Source organism: Jannaschia faecimaris (assembly GCF_900107415.1).
GTDB lineage: Bacteria > Pseudomonadota > Alphaproteobacteria > Rhodobacterales > Rhodobacteraceae > Jannaschia > Jannaschia faecimaris.
The window spans coordinates 19810-33999 of record NZ_FNPX01000003.1 but is presented as its reverse complement, the minus strand read 5'-3'; the positions used below and the strand labels follow the sequence as shown (position 1 = coordinate 33999).

At 61.4% G+C, this 14190-nt stretch carries 13 protein-coding genes; 8 read left to right on the top strand and 5 right to left on the bottom strand.

The window, feature by feature from the left end; genetic code table 11:
• Positions 1-389: 389 nt before the first annotated feature.
• The gene (locus tag BLV27_RS04545) at positions 390-1142 is read right to left on the bottom strand and encodes a class I SAM-dependent methyltransferase (RefSeq protein WP_092643116.1); all 753 of its coding nucleotides are present in this window, start codon (positions 1140-1142) and stop codon (positions 390-392) included.
• Positions 1143-1198: 56 nt separating this feature from the next.
• Here BLV27_RS04545 and gloB point away from each other — a divergent pair, with 56 nt between their 5' ends.
• Together gloB and clpA are read left to right on the top strand one after the other, a co-directional pair.
• Positions 1199-1960, top strand: coding sequence for a hydroxyacylglutathione hydrolase (gene gloB / locus BLV27_RS04540; protein WP_092643113.1), 762 nt, complete (start codon positions 1199-1201; stop codon positions 1958-1960).
• Positions 1961-2117: 157 nt separating this feature from the next.
• Positions 2118-4454 carry an ATP-dependent Clp protease ATP-binding subunit ClpA gene (gene clpA, locus BLV27_RS04535; protein WP_092643110.1) on the top strand — a complete coding sequence of 779 codons (2337 nt, stop codon included), beginning with the start codon at positions 2118-2120 and terminating at the stop codon, positions 4452-4454.
• An 856-nt stretch (positions 4455-5310) separates the two neighbouring features.
• On the opposite strand, the gene BLV27_RS04530 is transcribed toward clpA, so the two are convergent.
• A complete protein-coding gene (locus BLV27_RS04530) occupies positions 5311-5685 on the bottom strand; it encodes a rhodanese-like domain-containing protein (protein ID WP_092643107.1) in 375 nt (124 codons plus the stop codon).
• 65 nt (positions 5686-5750) lie between these two features.
• On the opposite strand from BLV27_RS04530, the gene BLV27_RS04525 reads away from it, so the two are divergent.
• Complete coding sequence (locus BLV27_RS04525; protein WP_092643104.1) at positions 5751-6098, top strand: RidA family protein; 348 nt, start codon at positions 5751-5753, stop codon at positions 6096-6098.
• Between the two features lie 90 nt (positions 6099-6188).
• On the opposite strand, the gene BLV27_RS04520 is transcribed toward BLV27_RS04525, so the two are convergent.
• From BLV27_RS04520 to BLV27_RS04510, 3 genes are read right to left on the bottom strand one after another with little or no spacing between them, the layout of a single operon-like run.
• A complete protein-coding gene (locus tag BLV27_RS04520; RefSeq protein ID WP_170831349.1) occupies positions 6189-7091 on the bottom strand; it encodes a DUF3618 domain-containing protein in 903 nt (300 codons plus the stop codon).
• Complete coding sequence (locus tag BLV27_RS04515) at positions 7091-7489, bottom strand: phage holin family protein (RefSeq protein ID WP_092643096.1); 399 nt, start codon at positions 7487-7489, stop codon at positions 7091-7093. Before BLV27_RS04515 ends, BLV27_RS04520 begins: the two co-directional genes overlap by 1 nt.
• Positions 7486-7983, bottom strand: coding sequence for a hypothetical protein (locus BLV27_RS04510; RefSeq protein WP_092643093.1), 498 nt, complete (start codon positions 7981-7983; stop codon positions 7486-7488). Before BLV27_RS04510 ends, BLV27_RS04515 begins: the two co-directional genes overlap by 4 nt.
• A 281-nt stretch (positions 7984-8264) precedes the next feature.
• On the opposite strand from BLV27_RS04510, the gene BLV27_RS04505 reads away from it, so the two are divergent.
• The 5 genes from BLV27_RS04505 to BLV27_RS04485 all read left to right on the top strand — a co-directional run bounded on the left by BLV27_RS04505 (position 8265) and on the right by BLV27_RS04485 (position 14109).
• Positions 8265-9494, top strand: coding sequence for a putative DNA modification/repair radical SAM protein (locus BLV27_RS04505; protein ID WP_092643831.1), 1230 nt, complete (start codon positions 8265-8267; stop codon positions 9492-9494).
• Between the two features lies 1 nt (position 9495).
• Positions 9496-10908 (top strand): UdgX family uracil-DNA binding protein, encoded by a 1413-nt coding sequence (locus tag BLV27_RS04500; protein ID WP_092643090.1) that lies wholly within the window; start codon positions 9496-9498, stop codon positions 10906-10908.
• 141 nt (positions 10909-11049) lie between these two features.
• Complete coding sequence (locus BLV27_RS04495) at positions 11050-11895, top strand: UTP--glucose-1-phosphate uridylyltransferase (protein WP_092643087.1); 846 nt, start codon at positions 11050-11052, stop codon at positions 11893-11895.
• Positions 11896-11915: 20 nt separating this feature from the next.
• On the top strand, positions 11916-12701 hold the full coding sequence (otsB, locus tag BLV27_RS04490) for a trehalose-phosphatase (RefSeq protein WP_092643084.1): 786 nt from the start codon (positions 11916-11918) through the stop codon (positions 12699-12701).
• Positions 12702-12705: 4 nt separating this feature from the next.
• Positions 12706-14109, top strand: coding sequence for an alpha,alpha-trehalose-phosphate synthase (UDP-forming) (locus tag BLV27_RS04485; protein ID WP_092643081.1), 1404 nt, complete (start codon positions 12706-12708; stop codon positions 14107-14109).
• The last annotated feature ends 81 nt before the right edge of the window (positions 14110-14190 follow it).

Genomic DNA, 14190 nt, shown 5'->3' with positions numbered 1-14190 from the left:
TTTCGTGATAGGTGCCGCGTCGAAACCGGGTGCGATTCGCCCTCCAGTGAAAACAGCAGGCGCACAAAGAGCGCACGGCCCGCCAGGGCGGTCGCTGCAAACGTCATGCACTGGATCAAGGCCCCACCACGTCAGGACTGTTGCCTTGCAGGTCAGCATACCGAAATCTGCCTGCATCACCGGGGTGTCAGGCTTCATCGGGACACCAGGTGCTGAATTTTTGCGCTCACTCGGCTATTATCCCGGCAGAAATTGAGTCGCTTCCCCATGCGGCGTTCGGGGTCTTGTTGCGCTCAATTGCTTTCGCCGGGGCATTGCCGGATCGGCACATCAGGTCCGAGATGAATATATTGATGCAAGATCGCGCGTTGCGCCGGGATCGGATCGCATCAACTGCTGCGACCGGCCGCGACCGGCTCCGGCACGCCCTCCAGCACACGAAGCGGTTGGCGCACGCGCGAAGCCAACCCCGCACGCGGCCTTGCGGGCACTTGTTTCGATACCTCTAGCAGGATGACCCCGCCTCCTCCGGAACGGGACAGTCTTTGCCCCAGACGCTCGAACCAGCCGCCAAACCGCAGCCAGAACTTGCCGTCACTAGGCGGCGCGAACAGCGCTGCGGCGTGACGCTCCGGGATCAGGCCGGCCTGCTTCACCTGCGCCTCAAGCTGGCCCAGTGAATAGGGGCGACCAAAGCCGAACGGCGTCCCATCGCGCCGCGCCCAAAGGCCCGAACGATTGGGCACGATAAACACGGCGCGCCCCCCCGGCCCCAGCACGCGCGAACATTCATCAAGAACGGCAGTCGGATTTTCGGATGTTTCCAACCCATGGAGCAGGACCAGTTTGTCCACCGCCCCCGTGTCCAACGGCCATAGCGTCTCCTCGACCAGCAACGAAACGTTTGCCATCCCCGCAGGCCAATGCATCACGCCCTGCGGCCCCGGCATGAGGCCGATCACCCGGCGCGCCGTCGCCAAATATGGGCGCAGAAGCGGGACCGCGAAGCCGAATCCCACCACTGTTTGTCCCTTGGCCTCGGGCCACAGCTCGACCAGCCGGTCGCGCACAGCCTTCTGCGCAGCACGGCCCAGGCGCGTGCGATAATAGAATTGCCGCAGGTCCAACACGTCGAGATGCATTGTTCATTGCCCTTCCGCTCCTACCTGTCATGCTATCCAGACCAGCGGAGATTACCATGACCCTTTCCGACACGATGATCACGGTTCCTTGCCTGTCGGACAATTACGCATTCATCATTCGGTCGGGCGATCGCGTGGCCGTGGTCGACGCACCCGATGCCGCCCCGATCCTTGCCGCGCTGAAGGACCACGACCTTCAACTGACGGACATCCTGCTGACCCACCATCACTGGGATCACGTTGATGGCGTGGCCGATCTGGTCGCCGCCACCGGCGCACAAGTCTGGGGTGCCAAGGCGGACGCGGACCGCCTGCCGACGTTGGACCACCCGCTGTCGCCCGGCGACGAGGTCACGCTCGGCACGGAAACCGGGCATGTCATCGACGTATCCGGGCACACGATAAATCACATCGCCTACCTGTTCGACGGCATTGCCTTCACCGGCGACAGCCTGATGGCCGCGGGGTGCGGGCGTCTGTTCGAGGGCACGCCTGAACAGATGTACACTTCGCTCGCCCAGTTCGCGGACTTGCCGGATGCGACGCTGATCGCGTCGGGTCACGAATACACAACGTCGAACCTGACCTTTGCCTTGTCCCTTGAACCGGGCAACCCGGCGCTTATTTCTAGACTAGCCGAAGTGGAGGGATTGCGGAGCCGGGGTCAGCCTTCCGTACCGTCCACCTTGATGGCAGAACGCCACACCAACCCGTTCCTGCGGGCGCATGACCCCGATCTGAAGGCCGCGACAGGAACCACCGGGCAGCCAGACGTCGACACGTTCGCTGCGGCTCGCCGCGCGAAGGATGCCTTCTGAAGCGGCGATCCGACTGAAATAATGCGTTGCCCTTTCATCACGCGATCACGGATCAGCGATAAAACAAGAAAAAAGCTTGAAGACACGTCGCTGACAACCAAAACTTAAAGAAACGCGGTCCATACTCCCGTGAACCGCATACAGGCAGGAGAGCACCATGCCCTCGTTCTCGAACACACTGGAACAAGCCATTCATGCGGCCCTGGCCCAAGCCAATGCCCGTCGTCACGAGTTGGCCACGCTGGAGCATCTCCTGCTTGTCCTTATAGACGAACCTGATGCCGCCCGCGTCATGCAGGCCTGCGGCGTAAACCTCGACGATTTGAAGAAGACTGTTGAAGAGTTCATCTCAGATGACCTCTCGACTCTCGTGACAGACGTCGAAGGATCCGAAGCGGTCCCCACCGCGGCCTTCCAGCGCGTGATCCAGCGCGCCGCGATCCATGTCCAATCTTCCGGCCGGACGGAGGTTACGGGGGCCAACGTGCTCGTCGCGATTTTCGCGGAGCGGGAATCCAACGCGGCCTACTTCCTGCAGGAGCAGGACATGACCCGTTACGACGCGGTGAACTTCATCGCGCACGGCGTGGCCAAAGACCCGGATTTCGGCGACCATCGCCCCTTGCAGGGCGATGAAGACGAGAGCGACAGTTTCGGCGAAGCCGAAGCTTCGGGTCCGAATCCTTCCGAAAACCGCGAGAGCGCACTGGCCAAATACACGGTCGACCTGAACAAGAAATCCGAAAAGGGCGACGTAGACCCCTTGATCGGCCGCTCCCACGAAGTGGAACGTGCAATTCAGGTCTTGTGCCGTCGGCGCAAGAACAACCCCCTGCTCGTTGGTGACCCCGGCGTGGGCAAGACCGCAATCGCCGAAGGCTTGGCCCGCAAGATTGTGCAGGGCGAAGTCCCGGCGGTTTTGTCGGGTGCCACGATCTACAGCCTCGACATGGGCGCGTTGCTGGCTGGGACGCGGTATCGTGGTGACTTCGAGGAGCGTTTGAAGGCTGTCGTCACCGAGCTGGAAGAGCATCCCGATGCCGTTCTCTTCATCGACGAAATCCACACCGTGATCGGTGCGGGTGCCACGTCGGGCGGCGCGATGGATGCCTCGAACCTGCTCAAGCCCGCGCTGGCCGGTGGCAAGCTGCGGACGATGGGGTCGACCACATACAAGGAGTTCCGCCAGCACTTCGAGAAAGATCGCGCGCTGAGCCGCCGCTTCCAGAAGATCGACGTGAACGAGCCCTCGGTCGAGGATACCGTGAAGATCCTGAAAGGGGTGAAGACCTATTTCGAAGATCACCACTCGATCAAATACACCGCCGAGGCGATAAAGACCGCGGTGGAACTGTCGGCGCGGTACATCAATGATCGCAAGTTGCCCGACAAGGCGATCGACGTGATCGACGAGGCTGGCGCGGCCCAGGCTCTGTTGCCCGACAGCAGACGCCGCAAGACGATCGGCGTGAAAGAGATCGAGGATGTTGTCGCCAAGATCGCGCGCATTCCGCCAAAGACCGTCTCCAAGGATGATTCGGAGGTTCTGCGTGATCTGGAGGGCAGCCTGAAGCGCGTCGTCTTCGGACAGGACGCAGCCATCGAAGCGCTGTCATCCGCGATCAAGCTGGCGCGCGCCGGTTTGCGTGAACCCGAAAAACCGATCGGTAACTACCTTTTCGCAGGGCCCACCGGCGTCGGCAAAACCGAGGTGGCCAAGCAGTTGGCGGATACGCTGGGCGTTGAAATGCTGCGCTTCGACATGTCGGAATACATGGAGAAGCACGCGGTCTCACGTCTGATCGGCGCGCCTCCGGGTTACGTTGGGTTCGACCAGGGTGGAATGCTGACCGATGGCGTTGATCAGCATCCGCATTGCGTGCTGCTTCTCGACGAGATCGAGAAAGCCCATCCGGATGTCTTCAACATCCTGTTGCAGGTCATGGATCACGGCAAACTGACCGATCACAACGGTCGTGCCGTCGACTTCCGCAACGTGGTGCTCATCATGACATCCAACGCCGGTGCATCCGACGCCGCGCGCGAACCACTCGGCTTCGGACGGTCCAAGCGCGAAGGCGAGGATACAGCCGCGATCGAACGGACGTTCACGCCCGAGTTCCGCAATCGTCTGGACGCCGTTATCAGCTTCGGCGCGCTGCCCAAGGATACAATCCTGCAGGTGGTCGAGAAGTTTGTCCTCCAGCTGGAAGCGCAGCTTTTGGATCGCAACGTGTCGATAGAGTTGACCAAGGCCGCTGCGGAATGGATCGCGGACAAGGGCTACGACGACAAGATGGGCGCGCGCCCCTTGGGACGCGTTATTCAAGAGTACGTCAAGAAGCCACTGGCCGAAGAATTGCTGTTCGGTAAGCTTGCCAAGGGCGGCCTGGTAAAAGTCGGCGTCAAGGATGGCAAGCTCGACCTGCGCTTCTCCGAGCCCGGACCGGGCAAGATCACCAAAAAGAAGCCACCGCTTCTTACGGCCGAATGATCCGGATTTCGAAAACAGCCCCCGCGTCAGAAATGAGGCGGGGGTTCTTAATATCTGGGCGGATGATCTGACCGGCATTTCCCACGACCGCACACCGTCGACGCCTGTTTCAATCAGCGACATGCAAGACCCAGGATCGGGCACACGACTTCACCGACAGATCGCTAAGCCACAACGCCTACAGGCATTTCTTGTCAGTCTCGGGACCTAGGTCGCGCGCGGGTCACCCACCGCGACGATGAGCCCGAATAAAATCCGCCAAAAGCGTCGCGATGGCCCGAACGGCATCGGTCACGCCAAAAATTTTGAAAGGCCCCCTATTTCATTTCGTCACTTGCTTGTTGCAGTTCGTAAAGAACGACATGGCGCGCGGGGCAGCCGACCCCGCGAAACATGTATGGATCGCGTGCGCAGAATCCCCGCACCCGGATGGCCATCCAAAAACACCTCTGGATTGTCGATCCTTTCTCTGCGGATCGGCGGCTGAACGAACCGGACTACGAGTAGGGCCACTGGTTAATGCCCTCGCAGAGGTCACGGAGATCAAGACGGACGTGCCGGTTGCGGTGCGCTACCGGTCTACGCGCAGGCCCGCAACAAGAGCGCTTCAACTTTCAGGAAACGACCAAGCGATGTCATCATCCTGATGTTCATCATCCCCTCCGGGCACGATGCTTGCAGGGCGCTGATTCAATCGGAGCGCGTACCGCCGCATTGCTGTTCTGCGGGACCCGACGACGCCTGACGGCGCTCAAGTCGGCGAATGGGTGCAGTATCGGAACAATGGCGGCCTCGCGACGGCTGAGGCCAGGGCCGGATCGTGTCCCCGGTTACCCCCAAGAAATGGAACCTGGCACTACTTCTCATCTGGCACGTCGACAGTGCCGCCCGATTCTACCCACTCACTCATGCCGCCGCGCAGGTGTGCGACTTCGAACCCCATGTCCTTCAAGGTGGCCGCGGCAAGGGCCGACCGCCAACCCGATGCGCAATGCAGCACATAAGGGCCTGGCCCGGCAAACACGTCGCGATGATAGGGAGAGGTGGGGTCCCACCAAAACTCCAGCATCCCGCGCGGCGCGTGCACCGACCCCGGAATCTTGCCCTTGGCCCGTTCACGCACGTCGCGGATATCGACGATCACCGCGTCAGGCATAGCCTTCAGCTTTGCTGCGTCCCATTCTTCGATCTGCGCACGGGCGGCAGCAACCATATCTTTTACTGTCTTCATAGCCTCACGTTGACCCCGGCCCGCTTTGGGCGCAAGCCCCATGGTGCATTATCGGAGACATCCCCATGACTGACATCGCTCGTCATCACACCAGTCAGCGCATGAGCCAGATTGTCGTGCACGGCGACACCATCTACCTGTCCGGGCAAGTCGGCGAAGGGGAAACCGTCGCGGCGCAGACGCAATCCTGCCTCGACAAGATTGACACGCTGCTGGCCGAGGCCGGCGTCGACAAGACCCAGATACTCCAATCTACGATCTGGCTGGCGGACATGGCTGATTTCGCGGAAATGAACGGCGTCTGGGATGCCTGGGTCGCCAAGGGGCACGCCCCCGCTCGCGCGTGCGGGGAAGCGAGGCTGGCCCGCGCCGATTTGCGAGTCGAAGTCTTGGTCATCGCCGCAAGGGGCTGAAACTTCGCTTTCGGAGCTGCCGACCATAGTGAAATGTGAAAAGGCGTGTCCAGCCAAGGCGCGCCCTTTCGAGTTTGGGGCCATTGATCCTTAGTTGACGGTCGTCCCCTTGCTCTCGTCATGATCGGCTTTGCCGGTCTTTTCATCCGCCTGATTGCGATGGGGGTCGGATACAGCGGTAATGCCATCTGCTGCCGTCTCCTCCATTCGCGCGCGAAGCTTCGCTGCTTCGGCGCGGTAGACGCTCTCCGCTTCCTTCTGCGCATGATCGCGGGCGGCACCAAGGTTCCTGTCCTCGACCCGCGTGCGCGGCAATAGCGCACCGGCCAAGGCACCGACACCAAAGGCGACGAGCGCACCCATCAAGGGGTGTCCCTCGAACGCATCCTTGCCGGCGGAGCCATAGTCCCGCGCCTGCGCCTCGAGACGCCGCTCGGCAGCAATGGCGGCTTCGCGGGCGGCGATCACGCGGTCACGTGCGGCATCGGTCATCATTTCAGTTCCCTCCATCAAACGGTCACGCAGGCTGCAATCACCCGGCGCGGTGTTGGTTTCTGTTTCCGACGATTGCTCCGGATCTGCGCGGATTGTCGGATCGTAGCTATGACTTTCTTTGTGAGCGTGCCCGACGCGCGTCTCGAAGCTCTCGTCAGGTGTTGAACGGCGAAGACCGGGGGCCTTTGGGTGCTCGCTTCGGTCATAGTCGACCTTCGGATCGGGTGAACCGACTGTCGCATTCGACCGCGCGGCTGGACCAGTAATCAACCAGGCAAGCCCGGCTCCGGTCACGGCCAAGGCCAAGGGGTTCTCGCGGGCCTGCCGGACAATGGAGCCCACCATGTCGCCGCTATTGGAACGGAGAACCGAGAGGGCCTGTATGGCAATGGCGTCGGGGGAAAGCTGGCGTTGCAATTCCTCCACCGCACGGGCGAGCGCAACGCGTTCGCCCTCGATGTCGCGTTCGATTTCGTCGGTGGATTGATTTTTGGACATCATATCGACTCCTTCATGGCTTCGGCATCGCGGCGGATGTTCTTGGCCATCCGGGTCGGGGCGAGGCTGACCAGTTTCAGATCACGCACGCCTTTGGCGACCATCACGGCCGCAACGAGTGCCATGATTCCCCCCACGATCAGCGCCGCCCATCCGGGTGCAACGCCAAGCTTCGCAACCCCGGCAACCAGCGCCCCGGCCAAAACGTTCAAAGATACCAGCGCGACAATCAGCGCGCCGACCAATAGGCCGATAGCCACGGCAGCGCGATTGATGTTCTCTGATATCTCTGCGCGGGCAAGGTCGAATTCCTTTCGGATCAGTGCCGTCACGTGCGTCAGTATATCGTTGATCAAATTGACAGGGCCTTTGCCGGAGTTGGGGGACTGATCGTTCATGCCCGCCCCCGACTGTCAGATGCCTTGAGCAGGCGCGCCGCAGCAAAGCCCAGAAGAGCGGCCCCGCCCAACACGACCGCGGGATTACGGCGGGCGAAAGCACTGGCTTCAAGGGCGACGCCCTCGAGATCATGCGTCCGGATGCGTTCAGCCGCCTTGTTCAGGCTGTCGGCCAGATAGTCGGCGGCATACGCCTGATAGCTGTCGGCCCCAAATTCGCGGCCCGCATTCCGAATGGTGTCGGCGGTGTCGGATATCCGGTGACCCGCTTTGTCTTTGACGTCATCGGCCTTTGCACCAGCAGCAACCTTGGCTTGATCCGCAAGCTTTTCAGCCTTGGCGCGGGCCTGTGTTCCAAGATCGGGACCACGTTCGTCAGTCTTATCGAGACTGGCCCTTGCGGCGGGCGAATTCACTGACGCCTCGGACACTGTTTTGAACGATGTGCGCTTCGCTGCTGGGCTTTTCTTTGCGGGTGTCGACTTGTCAGCCATTGGGAATCTCCATGTTCGTATCTGATTTGAGCGGGTGGACCGTCGGATGACTCGCTGTCAGGCGATAAAATTTATGACGGCAAGCGCCACGACGACGACGCCAATGACGTAGAAGATGCTATTCATTTCGGAATCTCCTTTCCTCCCAGTGGCTGGCAGCGTTGCCTCATATCGCGACGTGCCACGAAGTTCATTCCTCAGGTTAACACCGGGGTGCGGCAAAATGTTCCGGCGATCTTTCCGGGTTGCTTGGGGTTAAAGTGGAACATAGTGTGAACATCATGGTTAAAATGACGATTCAGGATAAGCTGGCGCTGCTGTCCGATGCTGCGAAATACGACGCCAGTTGCGCAAGTTCGGGAACGACCAAGCGCGGGTCGCGGGATGGCAAGGGCCTCGGCTCGACCACTGGATCGGGCATTTGTCACGCCTATGCACCCGATGGCCGCTGCATCAGTCTGCTCAAGATCCTGATGACGAACTATTGCGTCTACGACTGCGCGTATTGCGTCAACCGCGTCTCATCGAACGTCCCGCGCGCGCGCTTCACGGTGGGCGAAGTAGTCTGGCTGACGACCGAATTCTACCGCCGCAATTACATCGAGGGGCTGTTCCTGTCGTCGGGCATTCTGAAGTCTTCGGACTACACGATGGAGGAGATGGTGCGCATTGCTGAAAGGCTGCGGTCTGACGGGTTTCGCGGGTACATCCATCTCAAGACGATTCCCGACGCCTCACCCGAGTTGATCGAGCGCGCCGGCTTGGCCGCCGATCGTCTGTCGATCAACGTGGAGCTTCCAACAGATGCGAGCGTGCGCGCCTTCGCCCCTGAAAAGAACCCCGCGGGCATTCGTCAGGCCATGGGCAAGGTCCGTTTGACCAAGGAGGATTATGCCGACCGAACCCATACCGGCCGGCGGCGCGGCAAGTTTGCGCCCGCCGGACAGTCGACCCAGATGATCGTCGGGGCGGACGCGGCGAACGATGCGACGATCCTAGGCAATGCCAGCCGGCTTTACGGAGCATATGGCCTGAAGCGGGTCTATTATTCGGCCTTCTCGCCGATCCCGGATGCCAGCGCCGTGCTGCCGTTGGTCGATCCGCCACTGATGCGCGAGCACCGACTGTACCAGGCGGACTGGCTTCTGCGGTTTTACGACTTCGGGCTGGACGAAATCGTGACCCGCGATGGGGCGGGGATGCTCGACCTTGACGTCGATCCCAAGCTGGCCTGGGCGCTGGCCAACCGCGACCGTTTTCCAGTGGATGTGAACCGGGCCGACAAGGAGGCCCTGCTGCGTGTGCCGGGCTTCGGCACCAAGATCGTACAGCGTATCATTGCCGCCCGGCGCAACGGAGCCTTGGCGCTGCAAGACATTCGCCGGATGGGCGGTCGCGTGAAGCAAGCCTCGTCCTTCGTCGTGGCGCGAGGGCACACACCCGGGCAGATGCTGGACGCGTCGGATCTGCGAGCGCGATTTGTGAAACCCAAACAGATGGAACTGTTCTGAGGTGTACGCCCCCCGGCTGCCACGCATCGGGACGCATGCCGCTTGGCGCGGGATGGCGCGGCGTCTGGCGCGCGCCGGCGTCCCCGCCGCTCAGGTCGAATGGGGACTGGAGGGCGACGACGCCTCGATGTTCAACGCTCCGCTGCCAGTAGAACGAGGCGACCTAAGGGTGCCGACCAGCTTCACCGACCTCACCCGTAGCCTGATCCCCGAACGGACGGGGAAAGGCATGACTCTGGCCTACGTCCTGCTCATGCGGTTGCAGGAAGAGCCGAAACTGCTGTCGAACCGGGCGGACCGCGACGTGGCGCAAGCCCGCGACATCGCCAAGTCGATCCACCGCGATCTGCATAAAATGCATGCTTTCGTCCGGTTCCGCGAAGTTTCCGGTGAAGGAAAACGCAGGTTCGCCGCCTGGTTCGAGCCCACCCACCGGATCGAGGAGCCCGTGGCCGATTTCTTCGTCAACCGTTTCGGTGACATGGACTGGACGATTGTCACGCCCGAGGTGACGATCCGCTTCCACGATGCGAACCTGACACTGCACGCGATCGACAGTCGACGCCCCCACACGGACGACCCGCTGGAACAGCTCTGGACGACATACTATAGTAACATCTTCAATCCGGCGCGGTTGAAGCCCGGCGCAATGCGCGCGGAGATGCCTAAGAAATACTGGAAAAACCTGCCCGAGGCGCAGGTCATCCCCGAGTTGATCGCGAGCGCGCGCGCCCGAACACAGGCGATGCACAACGCCGGTGCCAGCGCGCCGCGTCCGGGTCGGCGGGTCGATCAGACGGTGCCTGCGCCGATGATCCACCGGCCTGTCAGCCTGCCCGCCCTGCACGGTGAGATTGACGCTTGCACCCGCTGTCCCCTGTACGGCCCGGCGACGCAGGCTGTGCCCGGCGAGGGTCCCGCCGATGCGCGCCTGATGATCGTGGGCGAACAGCCCGGCGACCGGGAGGATATCGAGGGGCGACCCTTCACCGGTCCCGCCGGGCAGCTTTTCGACCAGCTGGCCGAAGAGGCGGGGCTGGACCGCCAGAATGCCTATGTCACCAACGCTGTGAAGCATTTCAAGTTTGTCCAGAAGGGCAAGCGCCGCCTGCACCAAACTCCCAGCACCGGAGAAGTGAATGCCTGCCGCTGGTGGCTGGACCGCGAATTGTCGACCGTCGAACCCGAACTTGTCGTGGCATTGGGCGCGACGGCCCTGCATGCGCTCACGGGTGACGGGCGGGACTTGCTGCGTCGGCGCGGAACTATCGAGCGCACGAAAGACGGACGCCCCCTGCTGGTCACATTACATCCAAGCTATCTGATGCGATTGCGGGTGCCCGAAGCACGGGAGAGTGCGACTCGGGATATGCGAGGCGATCTGTCCCGCATTCCGCACCTGCTCAAAAATTAGGCATATTCGCCCTGAACGCTGCAACCGCAGAAAAATGGGCCGTATCGCGGGCTGCAACCCGAACCCGGCGGAACCCGCCAAGCCTCTCGGGGGTTCTTCGGCTATACGAATGATGTCTGACAAATTGACAGGATAATTGCCATGACCAACCTCGCCACAGTAATTTTTCCCGTCGCTGGCATGGGCACACGCATGTTACCCGCGACCAAGGCCACCCCAAAGGAGTTGCTGCCGGTCTACGATACGCCGTTGCTGCAATTTGCCGTTGAGGAGGCGTTAGCCGCAGGGGCCAAGCGACTGATCTTCGTTTCGCACCCCGACAAATCGGCCATCGAGGATTATCTGCGCCCCGACCTGCGTTTGGAAACGGGGCTGAAGGCGAAGGGCAAGGATGACCTGTTGGAGGCAGTACGGAATGCGACCGTCCCCGATGACGTAGACGTCGTTTTCGTCATGCAACCCGAGCCTCTCGGCTTGGGTCACGCCGTGCTGCAGGCCGCCGATCACCTGTTGGACGGACCGATCGGGATCGTCTTGCCCGATGACCTGATGCTTGGCGAACCGTGCTTGGCCGAAATGGGTGCCGCCTTCGACGCAGGTCGCATGACCAGCCTGATCGCCGCGCAGGACGTAGCCCGCGATCGCGTGTCGAGCTACGGCATCTTCGACTGCACGCCAGGGGCGTCTGCGGTAACGGCCGCGGCCGGTCTGGTCGAGAAACCCTCCCCGGCCGACGCGCCCTCCACGCTTGCGGCTGTCGGACGCTACATTGTCACCAAGGATGTGTTCGACGCGCTCCGCGGCACAGCCCCCGGTGCGGGCGGCGAAATTCAGTTGACCGACGCAATCGCGATCAGCGGTGGCATCCACGCTTTCCGGTTTTCAGGAAAGCGGTTCGACTGCGGCAATCCAGATGGTATTGTAGAAGCGACTCTCGCCGTACAGGAGTTGCGACAAGAGCCAGCACTGAAAATTGCAGCCGAGTAACATATGGAGGCAGCGAACCGATGGAATTCTATCAAATGACCGGATTCATGGGACAGCCCGACGCGGTCGAAGACGAGGATCTGTCAACCGCGCTGCCACCACTCGACAAAGCCACGCTTCTTCTGGATTTCGACGGAACACTTGTAGATATCGCCGAGCGTCCCGAAGGGATTCTCGTGTCGGACGAGGTAAGCGATATCCTTGATCGCGCGATGAACCGCCTGAACGGTCGTGTCGCGCTCGTGTCGGGGCGGTCAATCGAAACCATCGAACGGTTCTTACCGACCTTTCGGGGCACTTTGATCGGCACGCACGGGGCGGAAATTCGCCATGAAGGCAAGCACGAGAATACGATCGGTCTCGACCACAATACGATCGGCCTCCTAACTCGACTGGCCGAGGACTTTGCGGTTCTACGGCCCGAGTTCCTTGTTGAACCGAAACCGTCGGGCGTCGTGCTGCACTACCGCCAAGCCGACCACCACGGTGCGCTGGCCCTGCGATTCATGGAAAGCCTGGCGATGGCGGCGGACGGGTTTCGCCTGCAACCCGCGCTCATGGCATACGAGTTGAAACCGGAAGGTGTGGGCAAGGACATCGCCCTGAAGCGCTTGCTTGACCTGCCAATGTTCCAGGGAACAATTCCGGTGTTTGCGGGCGACGACCTCACAGATGAACCTGCCTTGGAACTGGTCCAGGAAATGGGCGGGACGGGGATCAAGATCGGGCAGGCAGAATCGGTCGCCAAGGCCCGCCTGCACGACCCGGCCGCCCTGTTGAAAATACTGGATGATTGGCTCTCCTGAAACAATGGACCCTGCCAGGACAAGCAACGGTACAAATAGACCGGGTCGAATCATCGTCGTCTCGAACCGCATTCCAAAGGGTGACGTACCTGCGGGTGGTCTCGTTTTCGCGATACACGAGGCATTGTCCGGCGGCGGCGGTTTGTGGATTGGAGCTGCTGACCCAACCGAACAGGCTCTTGACGGGCTGACCCCGATCGGGTCGGGCATTTATGACAGGGCGACCTTTGCCATCACCGAGGAGGAGCATCACGGCTTCTATCTGGGATATGCGAACTCGGTACTCTGGCCGCTGTTCCACCACCGCCCCGACCTTCTCGACATTCAAGACGGTGATTTTGAGGCCTATGCGGCCGTGAACAGGCGTGTGGCGCGAGCAATCGCCCACATCGCCGAGCCAGACGACGTGATCTGGATTCAGGACTACCATTTTCTGATGGTCGCACAGGAGTTGCGGTATCTGGGCGTGAAGAACCCCACCGGCCTGTTTCTGCATATCCCTTTTCCAAACCCGACCGACGTAATGGCCCTGCCCCAAGTGGCGGCCCTGTCGTCCTGGATCGCGGCCCATGACGTGTTTGGCTTGCAAACCATGCGCGATGTCGCCTCCGCCGATGAAACATTGCGCCACGACCCAAAGGCGGAGCAGTTGCCGAATGGCTGCTGGCGGAGGGAGAACCGGACGTTCCGTCTTCTAAGCTTTCCGATCGGGATCGACGCAAAGGGATTCAGCGACACCGCCGAATCCGCTCCGACACCCGAATTGCAATTGGCCCCCAAGGCACCGCTTCTGATCGGCGTCGACCGGCTGGATTATTCCAAGGGCCTCGTTCATCGGTTCGAGGCGTTCGGCGACTACCTGTCGCGCCGCAAGTCAGGTTCGGTCCGTCCGACATTCCTTCAGATTGCCCCCGTCTCGCGCGAGGATGTGACAGCGTATCAGGACATTCGCGAGGAACTGGAATGCGCCTCCGGGTCGATCAACGGGGCACATTCGGACCTTGATTGGACACCGATTCGTTACGTCCGGCGCAGCTTCGAACGCAATGTGATTGCGGGCCTGTATCGCCGCGCCGATGCGGCACTGGTGACGCCCTTGGCCGATGGGATGAACCTTGTCGCGAAGGAGTTCGTGGCCGCGCAGGACCCGGAAGATCCAGGCGTGCTGATCCTGTCGCATTTCGCGGGGGCCGCCGAACAAATGTCGGCAGCAATCCTCGTCAATCCGTTCGACAGGCATCGGTTTGCAGACTCGATCGAGCGGGCGATCGAAATGCCCTTGGACGAACGACGGGACCGGCATGCCGTCCTGCGCAAGACCGTGTTCGAACAGGATATAGCCTGGTGGACAAACAGCTTCCTGACCTGTCTGCGCGGCGTGCCGCGGGGTTACTCAGACCCCGACTGACCGTCAGTGCCGCTCCGCGACCTGCGCCCACAAGGTTGAGCGACGCGGCATCCATGTACCCAAGCTGTCCACGTCAGTTCC

What these genes read in the sequence shown, in the direction of transcription:
- BLV27_RS04545 (WP_092643116.1), bottom strand. Translation starts at nt 1,142, where the DNA reads ATGCATCTCGACGTGTTGGACCTGCGGCAATTCTATTATCGCACGCGC.
- gloB (WP_092643113.1), top strand. Translation starts at nt 1,199, where the DNA reads ATGACCCTTTCCGACACGATGATCACGGTTCCTTGCCTGTCGGACAAT.
- clpA (WP_092643110.1), top strand. Translation starts at nt 2,118, where the DNA reads ATGCCCTCGTTCTCGAACACACTGGAACAAGCCATTCATGCGGCCCTG.
- BLV27_RS04530 (WP_092643107.1), bottom strand. Translation starts at nt 5,685, where the DNA reads ATGAAGACAGTAAAAGATATGGTTGCTGCCGCCCGTGCGCAGATCGAA.
- BLV27_RS04525 (WP_092643104.1), top strand. Translation starts at nt 5,751, where the DNA reads ATGACTGACATCGCTCGTCATCACACCAGTCAGCGCATGAGCCAGATT.
- BLV27_RS04520 (WP_170831349.1), bottom strand. Translation starts at nt 7,091, where the DNA reads ATGTCCAAAAATCAATCCACCGACGAAATCGAACGCGACATCGAGGGC.
- BLV27_RS04515 (WP_092643096.1), bottom strand. Translation starts at nt 7,489, where the DNA reads ATGAACGATCAGTCCCCCAACTCCGGCAAAGGCCCTGTCAATTTGATC.
- BLV27_RS04510 (WP_092643093.1), bottom strand. Translation starts at nt 7,983, where the DNA reads ATGGCTGACAAGTCGACACCCGCAAAGAAAAGCCCAGCAGCGAAGCGC.
- BLV27_RS04505 (WP_092643831.1), top strand. Translation starts at nt 8,265, where the DNA reads ATGGTTAAAATGACGATTCAGGATAAGCTGGCGCTGCTGTCCGATGCT.
- BLV27_RS04495 (WP_092643087.1), top strand. Translation starts at nt 11,050, where the DNA reads ATGACCAACCTCGCCACAGTAATTTTTCCCGTCGCTGGCATGGGCACA.
- otsB (WP_092643084.1), top strand. Translation starts at nt 11,916, where the DNA reads ATGGAATTCTATCAAATGACCGGATTCATGGGACAGCCCGACGCGGTC.
- BLV27_RS04485 (WP_092643081.1), top strand. Translation starts at nt 12,706, where the DNA reads ATGGACCCTGCCAGGACAAGCAACGGTACAAATAGACCGGGTCGAATC.